A 12,782-nucleotide genomic window follows, 5' to 3' on the forward strand; every position below is an offset into this window, starting at 1 on the left:
CCGGTTCCGCCGATGCCGGCCCGCCCGGGCTGGTAGACACGGCGGATGGGCACCGGCATGCGCGCGACGGCGGGCCTGGCCGTGGCGACCGCGCTGCTCGCCGCCGCCTGCCAGCGGCCCGCGCCGTCGCCGTCGCCGTCCGCGCCGCCGTCAGCCACCCCGACCGGCCCGCGGGCCCCGGCGGACTTCGTGGACCTCAGCACCGTCGACCCCACCGTCCGCACCGACATCCGGTACGCGGGCCCGCACAACTTCGTCGGCCGTCCGATCGACGGGTACGCCGAACCACGCTGCCTGCTCACCCGCCCGGCGGCGCAGGCGCTGCACCGGGTGCAGACCGCCGCGCTCGCCGGCGGGCACAGCCTCAAGGTGTACGACTGCTACCGCCCGCAGCGCGCGGCGGACGACTTCGTCGCCTGGGCGAAACTCCCCGGCGACCAGCTGATGAAGGGCGAGTTCTACCCCGCCGTGCCGAAGGACCGGCTGTTCGCCGACGGTTACATCGGCGCGCCCACCGCGCACAGCCGGGGCAGCACCGTCGACCTGACCCTGGTCCCGGTCTCCGGGCCCCCGCAGGCCGGGTACACGCCCGGCCAGCCGCTGGTGCCCTGCACCGACCCGGCCGGCCGCCGCTTCGCCGACGATTCGATCGACATGGGCACCGGCTTCGACTGCTTCGACCCGCGTGCCCACACCGCCGACGCGCGGATCAGCGACACCGCCCGGAACAACAGGGACCTGCTGCGCCGGCTGATGTCCGCGCAGGGCTTCGAGAACTATCCGCTGGAGTGGTGGCACTACCGCTACGTCGACGAGCCGTACCCGGACACCTGGTTCGACTTCCCGGTGGCCGGTTCGTCGCTGCGGTGACGCGGTCGTTCCACCATGATCGATTGCGGCTAGGGTGGGCGTTCATGGAGACCGAACGGATCGGCCCGCCGCTGCTCGGCGGGGAGCGGGAGTCGCTGCGCGCGTTCCTCGACTTCCACCGGGCCACGCTCGCCCTCAAGTGCGAGGGGCTGACCGACGAGCAGTTGCGCAGGCAGGCGTCGCCGCCGTCCACGCTGTCCCTGCTCGGGCTGGTCCGGCACATGGCGGAGGTGGAGCGCACCTGGTTCCGCCGGGTCATCGCCGCCGAGGACGTGCCGCTGGTGTGGTCGGACACCGGTGACTTCCAGCAGGCGTACGACGCCCGCGACGCCGACGTGGCGGAGGCGTTCGAGGCCTGGCAGCGCGAGATCGAGCACGCCCGGCGCATCGAGCGGGAGGCCGAGTCCCTCGACGTGACAGGTCACCAGGCCCGCTGGGGCGAGGACGTGTCGCTGCGCCTGGTCATGCTGCACATGCTGCACGAGTACGCCCGCCACAACGGGCACGCCGACCTGATCCGCGAGGCGATCGACGGAACCGTCGGCGTCTGAGTCCGGCCGCTCAGCGCGTGCGCAGCGGCAGCCAGGCCAGCACGTCGGAGATGCGTGCGTCCCAGTACGCCCAGTCGTGGTCCCCCGGACCGAAGTCGACGGTGACCGGCACGTCGCGCTCGCGGGCCGCGTCGAGGAACCGCACGTTGTCCTCGTACAGGAAGTCCTCGGTGCCGCACGCGACGTAGAGCGCCGGCCGGTCGTCGCCGGAGCGCTCCAGCAGCCCCACCGTGTCGTCGTCCGCCGGCACCGGGTCGTCGCCCCAGACCGTGTGCCACACCGCCGGGTCGACCGGGTGGGTCGGATGGTGGCGGCGGCGGGTCACGTCCAGCGCGCCGGACAGGCTGGCCGCCGCCGCGAACCGCTCCGGCCGGCGCAACGCCCACTTGAGCGCGCCGTAGCCGCCCATCGACAGGCCCGCGACGAACGTGTCCTCCCGGCGGTCGGACAGCCGGAAGAACGACCGGCACACCTCGGGCAGCTCCTCGCTGAGGAACGTCCAGTAGCGGTTGCCGTGCGCCTCGTCGCAGTAGAAGCTGCGCTGCACCTGCGGCATCACCACGGCCAGCCCCAGCGGTGCCACGTACCGCTCGATCGACGTGCGGCGCGTCCACACCGTGTCGTCGTCGGTCAGCCCGTGCAGCAGGTAGAGCACCGGCGGGTCACCGTCGGCGCCGGAACCCGCCATGCCGATCCCGGCGGCGCCCGGGTCGGGCAGCAGCACCGTCATCGAGGTGCCCACGCCGAGCGCCTCGGAGAAGAAGTCACACCGGATGTGCGCCATGAGGCGGGAGCGTACCTCGCAGGGGTTCGATGAGGGCGTTCCTATTGCCCCCGGACGGTCGTACGGGACAGGATGGCCGTGCGTGCCGGTAACACACCCGTAACCTGCGCGCTGCTGGTCTCTGTCACAAGGAAGTGGGAGTCAGGCATGAGCGACGTGTCGGCCGCACTGGGTGTGCGCCTCTACCCGGACCTGGTCGAGCCGGGTGGTCTCGCCCCCGCGCTCGTGGCGACCGCCGCCGCGCACCAGCTCGACGTCGGCGCGGTCTCCGCGCCCGAGCAGGGGCGCAGCCGCTTCACCTGCGCCGAGATGACCTCCCCCCGGGGCGTGGTCTGCGTCAGCCTCGGCTCCCAGGCCCGCTACTTCATGATCGACCTGAGGGTGGACGGCGACGTCCAGGCCCGCGGCGACGCCACCGACCTGCTCCAGGTCGCGCAGGTGGCGGCCGCCTGGCGGGCGGGGATCACGCTCGCCGAGCTGACCGCGCGCTACCCGTTCATGGAGGAGATGCGGCGCCACCCGGTCGCGCAGGCCGGCTGAGGCCGGGCACCCTGGCCCGGCCCGATCCAGGTCGACCGCCGCTCCCGGACGCGCCGTGTCGATCTAGGGTGATGCGATGACCGCCAGGCGCGTGACGACAGTACTGTTCGACTTCGCCTGGACTCTGTTCGCCAGAGACTCGGAGCGCTGGGTGGGCAACGCGGCGGCATCGATCGACCGGACATTGGCTGTCGGCGAGGCGCACCGTATTGCCGGCGACTTCGCGGAACTGTTGCGGGAGACGGCCACGGATCCGGCCCACATCGCCCGAGATCTGGACCCGCGAGTCTGGGATCGGGCGATCCTCGCTGTGCTGGAACAGATTCCTGGGGTGGACCAGGCGCTGGCATCGGCCATGCACGAAACACACGCCGAAGCAGTCGAGCCGTACGCCGACACCGTCGCCACCCTGTCCGCATTGCGTGACAGCGGTGTTCGCATCGGCGTCGTCAGCAACGTCGGCTGGGACATCCGCACATGCTTTGCGCGGCACGGACTCGACGGCTATGTCGATGCGTTCGTACTGTCCTACGAGGTCGGCTTCGTCAAACCGGACCCTCTGATCTGGGTCGCCGCCCTCGAAGCCCTCCATGCCGCACCGGGCCAGACCCTGATGGTCGGTGATCATCCCGCCGGCGACGGCGGATCGGTTGCCGCCGGCATACCGGCGCTGATCCTGCCAATGGTGGATTCGCCCGCGCAGAAACGCGGATTCGAATACGTGCTCAGGCTTGCCCAGGTTCCGTCCTGACGGGTCTTTCGCTGGTCACTCACGTGAAGCTCCTGGTAATCAGCGCGTGCGCGGAAAGGTTCAGTGCTGTCGCAAATTCGCGTTGCCGCCGGTGCGTGGCGCCCGTACGGTGAGCGGGCAACGTCGATCTGATCCACCAGGGAGTCCACCGTGTCGCAGCAGAACCGCACCCGCGCCGAGCGGCAAGCGCCGCGCGCCGGTGCCCTGCTGCCCGAACCGGGCACGGGCCGGGAACGGCAGTGGCAACCAGGGTGGTGGCGCGTCTAGCGCCGGCGCGACGATCCGCGCGAACCGCCCGCCCCGACACCGGAGCAGGGCGGTTCTCCGTTTCCGGGGTACCTATCTCCGACGGACACGAGCAAGGAGACGACGATGGGTTTCACCCCGCTGGCCGGTACCCGGGCGCCGGTCCGCGTCTGGACCGACCCGTACACGATCGAGGCGCAGGCGGCCCGGCAGCTGCGCAACATCGGCGCGCTGCCGTGGGTGCAGGGCGTCGCGGTGATGCCGGACGTGCACTTCGGCAAGGGCGCCACAGTCGGCTCGGTGATCGCGATGCGGCAGGCCGTGTCGCCGGCCGCGGTCGGCGTGGACATCGGCTGCGGCATGTCCGCGGTGCGGACCTCGCTGACCGCCGCCGACCTGCCCGACGACCTCGCGCCGCTGCGTTCGGCAATCGAGGCGGCGATCCCGGTCGGCTTCGCGATGCGCGACGACGCTGTCGATCCGCGGCGGGTCCGGGGCCTGGAGCAGGCCGGCTGGGACGAGTTCTGGCGGCGGTTCGCCACGCTGGACCGGAAGGTCGCCCAGCTCGAGACGCGGGCGCAGCGGCAGCTCGGCACGCTCGGCGGCGGCAACCACTTCATCGAGGTCTGCCTGGAGCAGGGTGGCCCGGACGACGGCCGGGTCTGGCTGATGCTGCACTCCGGTTCCCGCAACATCGGCAAGGAACTGGCCGAGCGGCACATGTCGGTGGCGCGCGGGCTGCCGCACAACACCGACCTGCCGGACCGGGACCTCGCGGTGTTCCTCGCCGGCACGCCGGAGATGGAGGCGTACCGGCGGGACCTGTGGTGGGCGCAGGAGTACGCCCGGCGTAACCGGGCGGTCATGCTCGCGCTGCTGAGCCAGGTGGTCCGGGAGGCGTTCCCGCACGTGCGCTACGACGAGCCGATCTCCTGCCACCACAACTACGTGGCGGAGGAGAGCTACGACGGGGTGGACGTGCTGGTGACCCGCAAGGGCGCGATCCGGGCCGGTAAGGGGGACCTGGGCATCATCCCCGGCTCGATGGGCACCGGGTCGTACATCGTGCGCGGCAAGGGCAACGTCGACGCGTACTGCTCGGCGTCGCACGGGGCCGGGCGGCGGATGTCGCGGGGGCAGGCGAAGCGCACGTACAGCACGGCGGATCTGGCCGCGCAGACCGCCGGTGTGGAGTGCCGTAAGGATGCCGGTGTGGTGGACGAGATTCCCGGCGCGTACAAGGACATCACCGAGGTGATGGCCCAGCAGGAGGACCTGGTCGAGGTGGTCGCCCACCTCAAGCAGGTCGTCTGCGTGAAGGGCTGAGCGGCAGGGCCGGCGTCGAGGGGGCGCCGGCCCTAACGGGTACGCCGGGCGACACGTACGCCGATGGCTACCGCGCCGATGACGAGCAGCGCGGACAGGAGCTGGAGGCCGGGGGAGTCGTCGGCCTCGCCGTACACGAAGCCGGCGACGCCGAGCACGACGGCGAGCACCGCCACGGCGGCGGCCAGGTGCCTCATCGCTCCTCCTCGTCGGGGACCCATTCGAGCAGGTCGCCGGGCTGGCAGTCGAGCACCCGGCACATGGCCTCCAGGGTGCTGAACCGGACGGCCTTGGCGCGGCCGTTCTTGAGCACGGCGACGTTGGCCGGGGTGAGCCCCACGCGCTCGGCGAACTCGCCGACGCTCATCTTGCGCTTGGCCAGCTCCACGTCGATGCGCACGACGATCGGCATCAGATCACCGCTTCCATGTCGGTGCGCAGCGTGGTGGCCTGGCGCAGCAGCGCGCGCAGCACAACCATCAGCAGCCCCAGCACGGTGACGCCGGTGACCAGCAGGAACAGCAGCAGCGGCAGCCCGGGGTCGTCGGCGTTGAAGCCCACATAGAGGAACACCCCGACGAGCACCACCCAGGCGGCGGCGACCGCCCAGACGATCCCGTCGACCCAGCGCAGGGACGCCTCGGTGAAGATGCGGTCGCGCTTGACCAGGGTGAGCAGGTGCCAGGTGCAGACGATCACCACCTGGACGCAGAGCACCCAGAAGACCGTGACCGCGGTGGCGGGCCATCGCAGGTACGCCATGTCCGGGTCTTCCCGGGCCATGTGGGCGAACTGGCCGGGCAGCGACATGGTCTGGAACAGCACCAGGACCGCGAACAGCAGGACCAGGAAGGCGCGGAGTGGTGTCACCGCGCGTTGCGCCGTAAGCATGCATCGACTATCGCGCGGAACCTATCGAAAGTCAATCGGTATCGCTCGCGCGGCGGGTGACGGCGTAGCGGACGTGCACGGCGTACCGCGAGTGGTGCACGGCGCAGATCTCCAGGTCGACGTCCCGGTCGAAGCCCTCGAAGAGCCGCTTCCCGCCGCCGAGCACCACCGGAGCCGTGGACAGGCCCAGCTCGTCGACCACGCCGGCGGCGAGCGCCTGCCGGATGACGGCGGCGCCCCCGCCGATGATCACCGCACCGTCCCCGGCCGTACGCCGGGCCGCCGCCAGCGCCGCGTCGAACCCGTCGACCATGAGGAAACCCGCGTCCGGATCTGGCTGGTCGGCGGTGCGGTGGGTGAGCACGACCAGGGGCGTCTGGAACGGGTTCCGGCCGCCCCAGGCGCCCGCGGCGTCGTACATGCCCCGGCCGCACAGCGCCGCGCCGGCACCCTCCAGCAGCTCGTCGAAGTACGCGCGGTCCTCGGCGGTCATGCCGGCGCCGGGTTCGCGTGGCGTGTCGTACGTCCACGGCCCGCCCATCACCCAGTAGTGCAGCCGCTCGCCGCCGGCACCGAGCCCCTGACCCGCGTGGTCGTCCGGACCGGTGACGTAGCCGTCCAGGGACACGGTGACGAACGCCCGCACCCGGCCCCGCGCTTCGCTGGTGCTCATGCTTCCTCCCGGAGACTCGGAGAACACCGACTCACCGAAGACCGCGCACCGGCACCGGACTCATCGCCGTCCTCGGTCCGGCGTCAGCCGTACACCGGATGTTCGGCCTGGAACGCCAGCCGGCGGTCCGCGCCGGCGGCCAGCTCGGCGAGCACGTCGTCGAGGTCCAGGAACGTCTGCCAGCGCTCCTGGCCGGTGATGCCGGCGAGCCGGTCGACCACGAGTTGCTCCAGGTCGGCGACCCGGCGGCCCTTCCACACCTTGTCGGCCAGGCTGACCATCAGGTCCTCCAGCTGCACGCCGGGGGAGTGCCAGGCGGCGTGGGTGACGGCGAAGCGGGCCCGCTCCTCCGGCACGCCGAAGCGCAGCAGCAACTGGTAGCCCGCCTCCTCGTGCGCGGACCCCGGGCCGGTCAGCTCGGCCGGATGCTCGACCTTGCCGAGGTCGTGTACCGCGGCGCCGAACAGCACCGCCTGCCTGTCGAACGGCACCGCGGCGAACCGGTCGGCGAACGCGGCGGTCAGGTGCCAGGCGACGTCGTGCACCAGCCGCAGGTGCGCGCCCAGGCGCGGCGGGGCGGCGAGGGCGGCCAGCAGCTCGACCGCCACGCCGGGCAGCGCGAGCAGCGGCGGGTCACCCGGCTCGGTGAGGGCGCGGCGCAGGGCGTCGGAGGTCATCGGGGCGAGCGTACCGGGTCGCTGCGGCCTCACCAGCGGTGATGGACGAGCAGCCGAGCGTGAAGCGGCCGCTCGCCCGATTCCCGTCTATCGATCCACTCGCGAGGGTGAGGGCCACGTCTCTCACGGGGGGTTGTCGAATGACAGCGTTGAATCGTCGTGCCCTGCTGCGTACCGCCGCGTTGACCGGGCTGGCCGCCGCGACCGGGCTGGCCGCCACGTCCCACGGCGCGGCCGCCGCCGAGCCGGTCAACGGGCCGTGGCTGGTCAGCGTCGGCTGGGGTGTGCTCCAGGTCGACCCGGGCCGCACCACGCCGCGGGAGCTGCTGCCGAACGGGGACCACGCCAAGACCTCGCCCGACGGCCGGTACGTGGCCTGGGTCAACACGGCCCGCTCCGGCGACGGCACGCTGGAGCCGTTCGTCGCGGTGTACGACCGGACCACCGGCCAGAAGCGCACGCTGCTCGCTAACCCGTTCGGCGTCCGCTACGGCGCGCCGACCTGGTCGCCGGACGGCACCGAGATCGCGCTGGTCACCGGGCAGGACAACGACCGCCTGATCGCCGTCGACGTGGCGACCGGTGCCACCCGGGTGCTGGTCGAGGGGCACGTTATGGCCGACCCGGACTGGTCCCGGGACGGCTCCTCGATCGCCCTGCGGTGGCGCAGCCGTTCCGAGGGGCCGCAGCTGCGCGTGCTGGACCTGGCGACCGGCAGGGCGCGGCCGATCTACACACCGCTGGCCGGCGAGCGGTTCGGCTCGCCGGTCTTCATGCCCGACTCCGGGCGCGTGGTGTTCTGCACCGACCGCTGGTATCCGGACCTGGAGACGCTCAACCAGTCCCTCGCCTCGGTGCGGATCAACGGGACCGGGCTGAAGAAGCTCACCGACGAACCCCGGTTCTACCTGTCCCCGGTGTTCTCCCCGGACGGCCGCTACTGCGCCGCGCTGTCGATCCCGCCGGAGAACGAGTACCCCGACGGCGGCAACATCATCGTGTCCACCAGCGGTTTCGGCGAGCAGTGGTGGATACCCGGCGACGAGTACGACGACAGCACCCGGCTGGACTGGGCGCGGGCGATCTGACGCACCGGGCGCGCGCATCACGGACCGGATGCGCGCCGCCGGGCGTGACCGGTGCGAGGCTTGGAGCGGACGCCGCCGACGGGGCCGGCGTCCGCTCTGGAGGGGTGATGGCCGAGCCGCCGACCGGGACGTCGTCGCACCGCGCGCAGGCGCACGGCCGGCACGCCAACCACCGCCGCTACCACGACGGCGCGGAGGTCGACGGGTACGTCGACGACCCGTACCACAGGGTGCGCCGCGCGGTCGCGGCCCGGCTGGTGACCGAGGGGGTGACCGGCGGCGGGCCGGTGCTGGAACTGGGCTGCGGACCGCGCGGCATGCTCGACCCGGCGGCGCTGCCCGGCCCGCTCGTGCTCGCCGACATGGCCGAGGCGGCGCTGGGCGCGGCGCGCGCGGTGACCGGCGGCCGGGCGCTGCCGGTCTGCCTGGACGCCACCCGCGGGCTGCCGTTCCGCGCCGGCAGCTTCGCCGGGCTGCTCGCCGGGGAGCTGATCGAGCACGTGTACGACCCGCTGGCGCTGCTGCGGGAGTGTCACCGGGTGCTGGCGCCGGACGGGCTGCTGGTGCTCACCACCCCGAACCTGGCGCCGGTGCAGGACCGGCTGGCGTTCCTCGCCGGCCGCGCGCCACGCCAGGTCGACCCGCTGCACCCCTATCTGTGGCTGCACATCCGCCCGTTCACCGCCTCGCTGCTGCGCCGCACGCTGCGCCGGGCCGGGTTCACGCCGGTGGCCCTGCGCTCCAACGAGGTCGGCTGGCGGCTGCCCGGCGGGCGGTGGGTGGCGTCGCGGCGGCTGGCCCGCGCCGCGCCCGGGCTCGGCGGCTCGCTGATCTGCGCCGCCCGCCGGCAGCCGCCGCCGGCCGGAAACAGGGTGTGATGGTGACATTGACAGCGGGCTATCATGGAGGTTCCGTCGTCGACCGGGGGATGTCATGACGCGCCTGCTCGCCTGGGTCGTGACCAACCTCGACGCGTTCATCGGTCTCGTCCTGGCCCTCACGGTCGCCGTGCTCGGCCTGACCAACGACGCGGTCAGCCAGGAGGTCGTCAACAGCGCGATCCTGCTGGTGCTGGGCCTGCTCGCGCAGGCGGTGCTGCGGGACCGGCTGCGCCGGCGCACCACCGAGCGGGAGATCCGCCAGGTCATCGTGGACACCCGCGACCGGCTCACCGAACTGGTGCCGCAGATGCGGGAGATCACCGGCCCCGAGGGCGCGCTGAACCGGGCCCGCGAGGCCATCGACAGCGTCTCCATGGTGCGGGTGCTGCACGGCAGCGAGGTCGGGCAGGCGCTCGCCGAGGCCCGGCGGCACACCGACCAGTGGAGCTTCAAGGGCGGCACCGGCACCTTCCTGCGCGCGGTCACGCTGCCGGACTGCCTGGAACACGCCCGGCGGCGCAACGCCACGCTCACCGTCGCCATCGAGATCATCGACCCGACCGACGAGGAGGTCTGCGAGCGGTACGCGCGGTTCCGGCGCAGCCTCGACCCGGACGCGCCGGGCGAGCCGTGGACCGTCGACCGCACCCGCAAGGAGTCGTACGCGACCGTGCTGGCCGCCTGCTGGCACCTGCAACGCTCCGGCCTGCTCACTGTCGACGTGCGGCTCTCCGCGCAGATGACCACGTTCCGCTACGACCTCTCCTCCTCCTGCGTCGTCGTCACCCAGGAGAACCCGCAGACGCCCGCGCTGCGCATCGACCGCGGCGAGGTCTACTACAACCGTTTCAACATCGAGCTGGACTACAGCCGCCGGCAGAGCCGGCGCGTGCCGATCGAGGCGGCGGCCCAGGTCAAGCTCGACGACGAGCCGTCGGTCGAGCAGGTACGGCGGTTGTTCACCGCCCTCGGCCTGACGCTGCCCCGGTCCTTCGGCGACCGCGAGGTCGCCGACATCATCGGCAAGGCCGTCCAGGCGAGGAACCCCTACTCATGACCAGTTACGCCGACCTCGAACGGGAGATCGACCGGGGCACCCGGCCGGAGCTCCTACGCGGCTGGGCGCTGGACGTGCTCGACGACGTCGCCGAGGGGCGGCGGTCGCTGCGCGCGGTCCGGCACCCGCTCGGCTTCACCTGCCTGCCAGTGGAACGCGACGGCCCGGACGGCGTCTGCGTGCACGCCTGGCCCGCCGACCCGCCGCCGGTGCGCCCGACCACCTCCACCATGCACTCGCACAGCTGGGACCTGCTCAGCCACGTGCTGCACGGCACCGTCCGCAACGAGCTGATCGAGGTCGACGACGCGCCGGCCGACCCGGCCTGGCGGGTCTACGAGGTGCGCAGCCTCGGCGAGGTGGACGAGATGGCCGCCACCGACCGGCTGGTCACCGCGATGACCGCCACTGTGGAGACGCACTCGGCCGGCGACTCGTACGCGCTGCGCGCCGGCGGCTTCCACACCTCGGAGGTCGACGCCGGTGAGCCGGCGGTGACAGTGGCGCTCGGCCGGACCACTCCCGGCGCGTGCGACCTCAGCCTCGGCGCGGTGGACGGGCGCAGCCACCGGGTGCGCCGGGACCGATGCGACGCGGTGGAGACCGCGCGGATGGCGCGGCAGATCGCGCGACTGGTGGCACGGGGCTGACTGGCTGGAGGAGCCATGGACGTGGAGCCGAGCAGAGGCGGGCCCGACCTGCGCGAGGCGCACCGGTTCGCGGTGGAGGCCGCCCAGGCGGCGGGCCGGCTGCTGCGCCGGGGCACCCGGGGGGAGGTGCGCGCCCGGGCCAAGAACGACACCGGCGACCTCGTCACCGACCTCGACCTGGCCGCCGAGCGGCTGATCGTCGACCGGATCCGGGCCCGCTGGCCGGAGCACGGCGTGATCGCCGAGGAGGGCGGCGAGTACGCCCCGGACACCGCCTTCGCCTGGCTGGTCGACCCGCTCGACGGCACCAACAACGTGGCGATCGGACTGCCCGCGTACGTGGTCGGGATCGCCCTGTGCGACAACGGCTCGCCGGTGCTCGGCGTGGTCCACGACCCGGTCGCCGGCCGTACCTGGTCGGCGGTGCGCGGCCGGGGCGCGTTCGTGCACCCCTCCGGCCCGGCCGCCCGTCCGCTGCGCGCCGCGCACCGGCCGGTGCCGGCCGCGCCGGTGCTGGCCTGGACCCAGGGGCACGAGGTACGCCGGGACGACAGCACCGCCCGGGCGCTGAAGGTGGTGCTCGACACCACCGCGCGGCGGGTGCTGCAACTGTGGGCGCCGCTGCTGTCCTGGGTGATGCTGGCCCGCGGCGACATCGACGGCATCGTCGGCTACCGCCCCGAGGCGGTCGACCTGCCCGCCGGGATGCTGCTGGCCGCCGAGGCCGGCATGGCGGTACGCGCGCTCGACGGCGGCACGTTCGACGACCGGTACGGCTGCCCGGCGGACCGGCGCAGTTTCGTGGCCGGGCCGCCGGAGACCATCGACCGGCTGGTCAAGCTGGTCACCGCGGCACAGTGGATCGAGCCGCAGGTGCGCCGCCTCACCCCGGTCAGTCTCGGCTCGGTCGGCTGGTGAGACGCGATCCGCTGCAGACGAACCTGCGCTACCCCGGCCTTCGGTCGGCCAGGAAGTCGGTCCAGGTCCGCACGCCCCTCGCCGCACCGGGCCGGGCGAGGTTCGCGCCGTCCCGGTACGCCCGGCCCGCCCGCCCGGGGATGCGAACCGGCAGGCGTGCCCGGCGCTTCCCGGTGGCCGCCAGGTAGCCGGTCAGCAGCTCGCCGATGCCGTGGGTGTGCGGCCCGGCCAGGTCCGGCACCAGCCCGGCCGGTGCGCCCAGCGTCAGCTCGGCCAGCCGCGCCGCCACCTCGGCGGCGTCGACCGGCTCCAGCCGCAGCCCGCCCGGCACCGGTGCCACCGGCAGCCGGGTCATCGCCGTCAGCATGGTCAGCACCAGGTCGTGCACCTGCGCGGCGCGCAGCACCGTCCACGGGACGCCGGAGTCCGTCACCGCGCGCTCGGCGTCGAGCTTGGACCGGATCCAGGCCAGCGGCACCCGGTCGGCGCCGGTCACGGAGATGTGCACCAGGTGCGCCACACCGGCCCGGTGCGCGGCGCGGGCCAGGTGGGCGGTGGCGCGGTCGTCGCCCCTCGCGCCGCCGGCCAGGTGCAGCACCGTGGACACCCCGCGCAGCGCGGGGCCGAGGTCGGCGCCGGTGAGCAGGTCGGCGGTCACGTGGGTGACGCCGTCGCCGGACCGTCCGCCGCGCCGGCTGAGCACCCGCACCGGATGCCCGGCGGCGCGCAGCAGCGGTACGACGTGCCGGCCGATCGTGCCGGTGCCGCCGGTGACCAGGATCTGTGGGTTCATCGTCTTTCCCTCCGTCGCCTGTGCTGCCACGTCGACCCGCGCCGACCCGTCGACGTGACAGGTGTGACGGTGGTCACCTCCGGTCA

At 73.1% G+C, this 12,782-nt stretch carries 17 protein-coding genes; 10 read left to right on the forward strand and 7 right to left on the reverse strand.

Features of this window, described 5'->3' with window-relative positions; all coding sequences use genetic code 11:
• Positions 1-57: 57 nt before the first annotated feature.
• Positions 58-870, forward strand: coding sequence for a M15 family metallopeptidase (locus A4R25_RS05405; RefSeq protein ID WP_064446480.1), 813 nt, complete (start codon positions 58-60; stop codon positions 868-870).
• A gap of 44 nt (positions 871-914) precedes the next feature.
• Positions 915-1,421 carry a DinB family protein gene (locus A4R25_RS05410; RefSeq protein WP_064445820.1) on the forward strand — a complete coding sequence of 169 codons (507 nt, stop codon included), beginning with the start codon at positions 915-917 and terminating at the stop codon, positions 1,419-1,421.
• A gap of 10 nt (positions 1,422-1,431) precedes the next feature.
• Here A4R25_RS05410 and A4R25_RS05415 read toward each other — a convergent pair whose 3' ends face one another.
• Positions 1,432-2,205, reverse strand: coding sequence for an alpha/beta hydrolase family protein (locus tag A4R25_RS05415; RefSeq protein ID WP_064445821.1), 774 nt, complete (start codon positions 2,203-2,205; stop codon positions 1,432-1,434).
• A 147-nt stretch (positions 2,206-2,352) separates the two neighbouring features.
• Between A4R25_RS05415 and A4R25_RS05420 the strand changes: the two genes are divergently transcribed.
• The 3 genes from A4R25_RS05420 to A4R25_RS05430 all read left to right on the forward strand — a co-directional run bounded on the left by A4R25_RS05420 (position 2,353) and on the right by A4R25_RS05430 (position 5,068).
• Positions 2,353-2,745, forward strand: coding sequence for a hypothetical protein (locus tag A4R25_RS05420; protein WP_043323741.1), 393 nt, complete (start codon positions 2,353-2,355; stop codon positions 2,743-2,745).
• A 76-nt stretch (positions 2,746-2,821) separates the two neighbouring features.
• Entirely contained in the window at positions 2,822-3,496 is a 675-nt protein-coding gene (locus A4R25_RS05425; protein WP_064445822.1) for an HAD family hydrolase, read from the forward strand.
• Positions 3,497-3,868: 372 nt separating this feature from the next.
• Positions 3,869-5,068 (forward strand): RtcB family protein, encoded by a 1,200-nt coding sequence (locus tag A4R25_RS05430; RefSeq protein ID WP_064445823.1) that lies wholly within the window; start codon positions 3,869-3,871, stop codon positions 5,066-5,068.
• 32 nt (positions 5,069-5,100) lie between these two features.
• On the opposite strand, the gene A4R25_RS31395 is transcribed toward A4R25_RS05430, so the two are convergent.
• The 5 genes from A4R25_RS31395 to A4R25_RS05450 form a co-directional block, all read right to left on the reverse strand.
• The gene (locus A4R25_RS31395) at positions 5,101-5,265 is read right to left on the reverse strand and encodes a hypothetical protein (protein ID WP_166455878.1); all 165 of its coding nucleotides are present in this window, start codon (positions 5,263-5,265) and stop codon (positions 5,101-5,103) included.
• Complete coding sequence (locus tag A4R25_RS05435) at positions 5,262-5,480, reverse strand: helix-turn-helix transcriptional regulator (RefSeq protein ID WP_030499989.1); 219 nt, start codon at positions 5,478-5,480, stop codon at positions 5,262-5,264. The genes A4R25_RS31395 and A4R25_RS05435 overlap by 4 nt, the downstream gene beginning before the upstream one ends.
• Complete coding sequence (locus A4R25_RS05440; RefSeq protein WP_064445824.1) at positions 5,480-5,959, reverse strand: DUF2975 domain-containing protein; 480 nt, start codon at positions 5,957-5,959, stop codon at positions 5,480-5,482. The genes A4R25_RS05435 and A4R25_RS05440 overlap by 1 nt, the downstream gene beginning before the upstream one ends.
• Positions 5,960-5,990: 31 nt before the next feature.
• On the reverse strand, positions 5,991-6,632 hold the full coding sequence (locus tag A4R25_RS05445; RefSeq protein WP_064445825.1) for a dihydrofolate reductase family protein: 642 nt from the start codon (positions 6,630-6,632) through the stop codon (positions 5,991-5,993).
• Between the two features lie 83 nt (positions 6,633-6,715).
• Positions 6,716-7,309, reverse strand: coding sequence for an HD domain-containing protein (locus A4R25_RS05450; protein WP_064445826.1), 594 nt, complete (start codon positions 7,307-7,309; stop codon positions 6,716-6,718).
• Positions 7,310-7,449: 140 nt separating this feature from the next.
• On the opposite strand from A4R25_RS05450, the gene A4R25_RS05455 reads away from it, so the two are divergent.
• The 5 genes from A4R25_RS05455 (at position 7,450) to A4R25_RS05475 (ending at position 11,903) form a co-directional block, all read left to right on the forward strand.
• Complete coding sequence (locus tag A4R25_RS05455; protein ID WP_064445827.1) at positions 7,450-8,397, forward strand: LpqB family beta-propeller domain-containing protein; 948 nt, start codon at positions 7,450-7,452, stop codon at positions 8,395-8,397.
• A gap of 107 nt (positions 8,398-8,504) precedes the next feature.
• Positions 8,505-9,275, forward strand: coding sequence for a class I SAM-dependent methyltransferase (locus A4R25_RS05460; RefSeq protein ID WP_064445828.1), 771 nt, complete (start codon positions 8,505-8,507; stop codon positions 9,273-9,275).
• Between the two features lie 55 nt (positions 9,276-9,330).
• Positions 9,331-10,335: a hypothetical protein gene (locus A4R25_RS05465; RefSeq protein ID WP_064445829.1), complete on the forward strand. Its 1,005-nt coding sequence runs from the start codon at positions 9,331-9,333 to the stop codon at positions 10,333-10,335.
• Positions 10,332-10,985: a hypothetical protein gene (locus A4R25_RS05470; protein ID WP_064445830.1), complete on the forward strand. Its 654-nt coding sequence runs from the start codon at positions 10,332-10,334 to the stop codon at positions 10,983-10,985. The genes A4R25_RS05465 and A4R25_RS05470 overlap by 4 nt, the downstream gene beginning before the upstream one ends.
• A gap of 15 nt (positions 10,986-11,000) precedes the next feature.
• A complete protein-coding gene (locus A4R25_RS05475; RefSeq protein ID WP_064445831.1) occupies positions 11,001-11,903 on the forward strand; it encodes an inositol monophosphatase family protein in 903 nt (300 codons plus the stop codon).
• A gap of 28 nt (positions 11,904-11,931) precedes the next feature.
• On the opposite strand, the gene A4R25_RS05480 is transcribed toward A4R25_RS05475, so the two are convergent.
• The gene (locus A4R25_RS05480) at positions 11,932-12,696 is read right to left on the reverse strand and encodes an SDR family oxidoreductase (RefSeq protein ID WP_064445832.1); all 765 of its coding nucleotides are present in this window, start codon (positions 12,694-12,696) and stop codon (positions 11,932-11,934) included.
• Between the last annotated feature and the right edge of the window lie 86 nt (positions 12,697-12,782).

The organism is Micromonospora sp. NBRC 110037 (genome assembly GCF_001652995.1).
GTDB lineage: Bacteria > Actinomycetota > Actinomycetes > Mycobacteriales > Micromonosporaceae > Micromonospora > Micromonospora chalcea.

What these genes read in the sequence shown, in the direction of transcription:
- A4R25_RS05405 (WP_064446480.1), top strand. Translation starts at nt 58, where the DNA reads ATGCGCGCGACGGCGGGCCTGGCCGTGGCGACCGCGCTGCTCGCCGCC.
- A4R25_RS05410 (WP_064445820.1), top strand. Translation starts at nt 915, where the DNA reads ATGGAGACCGAACGGATCGGCCCGCCGCTGCTCGGCGGGGAGCGGGAG.
- A4R25_RS05480 (WP_064445832.1), bottom strand. Translation starts at nt 12,696, where the DNA reads ATGAACCCACAGATCCTGGTCACCGGCGGCACCGGCACGATCGGCCGG.
- A4R25_RS05430 (WP_064445823.1), top strand. Translation starts at nt 3,869, where the DNA reads ATGGGTTTCACCCCGCTGGCCGGTACCCGGGCGCCGGTCCGCGTCTGG.
- A4R25_RS05420 (WP_043323741.1), top strand. Translation starts at nt 2,353, where the DNA reads ATGAGCGACGTGTCGGCCGCACTGGGTGTGCGCCTCTACCCGGACCTG.
- A4R25_RS31395 (WP_166455878.1), bottom strand. Translation starts at nt 5,265, where the DNA reads ATGAGGCACCTGGCCGCCGCCGTGGCGGTGCTCGCCGTCGTGCTCGGC.
- A4R25_RS05470 (WP_064445830.1), top strand. Translation starts at nt 10,332, where the DNA reads ATGACCAGTTACGCCGACCTCGAACGGGAGATCGACCGGGGCACCCGG.
- A4R25_RS05435 (WP_030499989.1), bottom strand. Translation starts at nt 5,480, where the DNA reads ATGCCGATCGTCGTGCGCATCGACGTGGAGCTGGCCAAGCGCAAGATG.
- A4R25_RS05475 (WP_064445831.1), top strand. Translation starts at nt 11,001, where the DNA reads ATGGACGTGGAGCCGAGCAGAGGCGGGCCCGACCTGCGCGAGGCGCAC.
- A4R25_RS05455 (WP_064445827.1), top strand. Translation starts at nt 7,450, where the DNA reads ATGACAGCGTTGAATCGTCGTGCCCTGCTGCGTACCGCCGCGTTGACC.
- A4R25_RS05450 (WP_064445826.1), bottom strand. Translation starts at nt 7,309, where the DNA reads ATGACCTCCGACGCCCTGCGCCGCGCCCTCACCGAGCCGGGTGACCCG.
- A4R25_RS05440 (WP_064445824.1), bottom strand. Translation starts at nt 5,959, where the DNA reads ATGCTTACGGCGCAACGCGCGGTGACACCACTCCGCGCCTTCCTGGTC.
- A4R25_RS05465 (WP_064445829.1), top strand. Translation starts at nt 9,331, where the DNA reads ATGACGCGCCTGCTCGCCTGGGTCGTGACCAACCTCGACGCGTTCATC.
- A4R25_RS05460 (WP_064445828.1), top strand. Translation starts at nt 8,505, where the DNA reads ATGGCCGAGCCGCCGACCGGGACGTCGTCGCACCGCGCGCAGGCGCAC.
- A4R25_RS05415 (WP_064445821.1), bottom strand. Translation starts at nt 2,205, where the DNA reads ATGGCGCACATCCGGTGTGACTTCTTCTCCGAGGCGCTCGGCGTGGGC.
- A4R25_RS05425 (WP_064445822.1), top strand. Translation starts at nt 2,822, where the DNA reads ATGACCGCCAGGCGCGTGACGACAGTACTGTTCGACTTCGCCTGGACT.
- A4R25_RS05445 (WP_064445825.1), bottom strand. Translation starts at nt 6,632, where the DNA reads ATGAGCACCAGCGAAGCGCGGGGCCGGGTGCGGGCGTTCGTCACCGTG.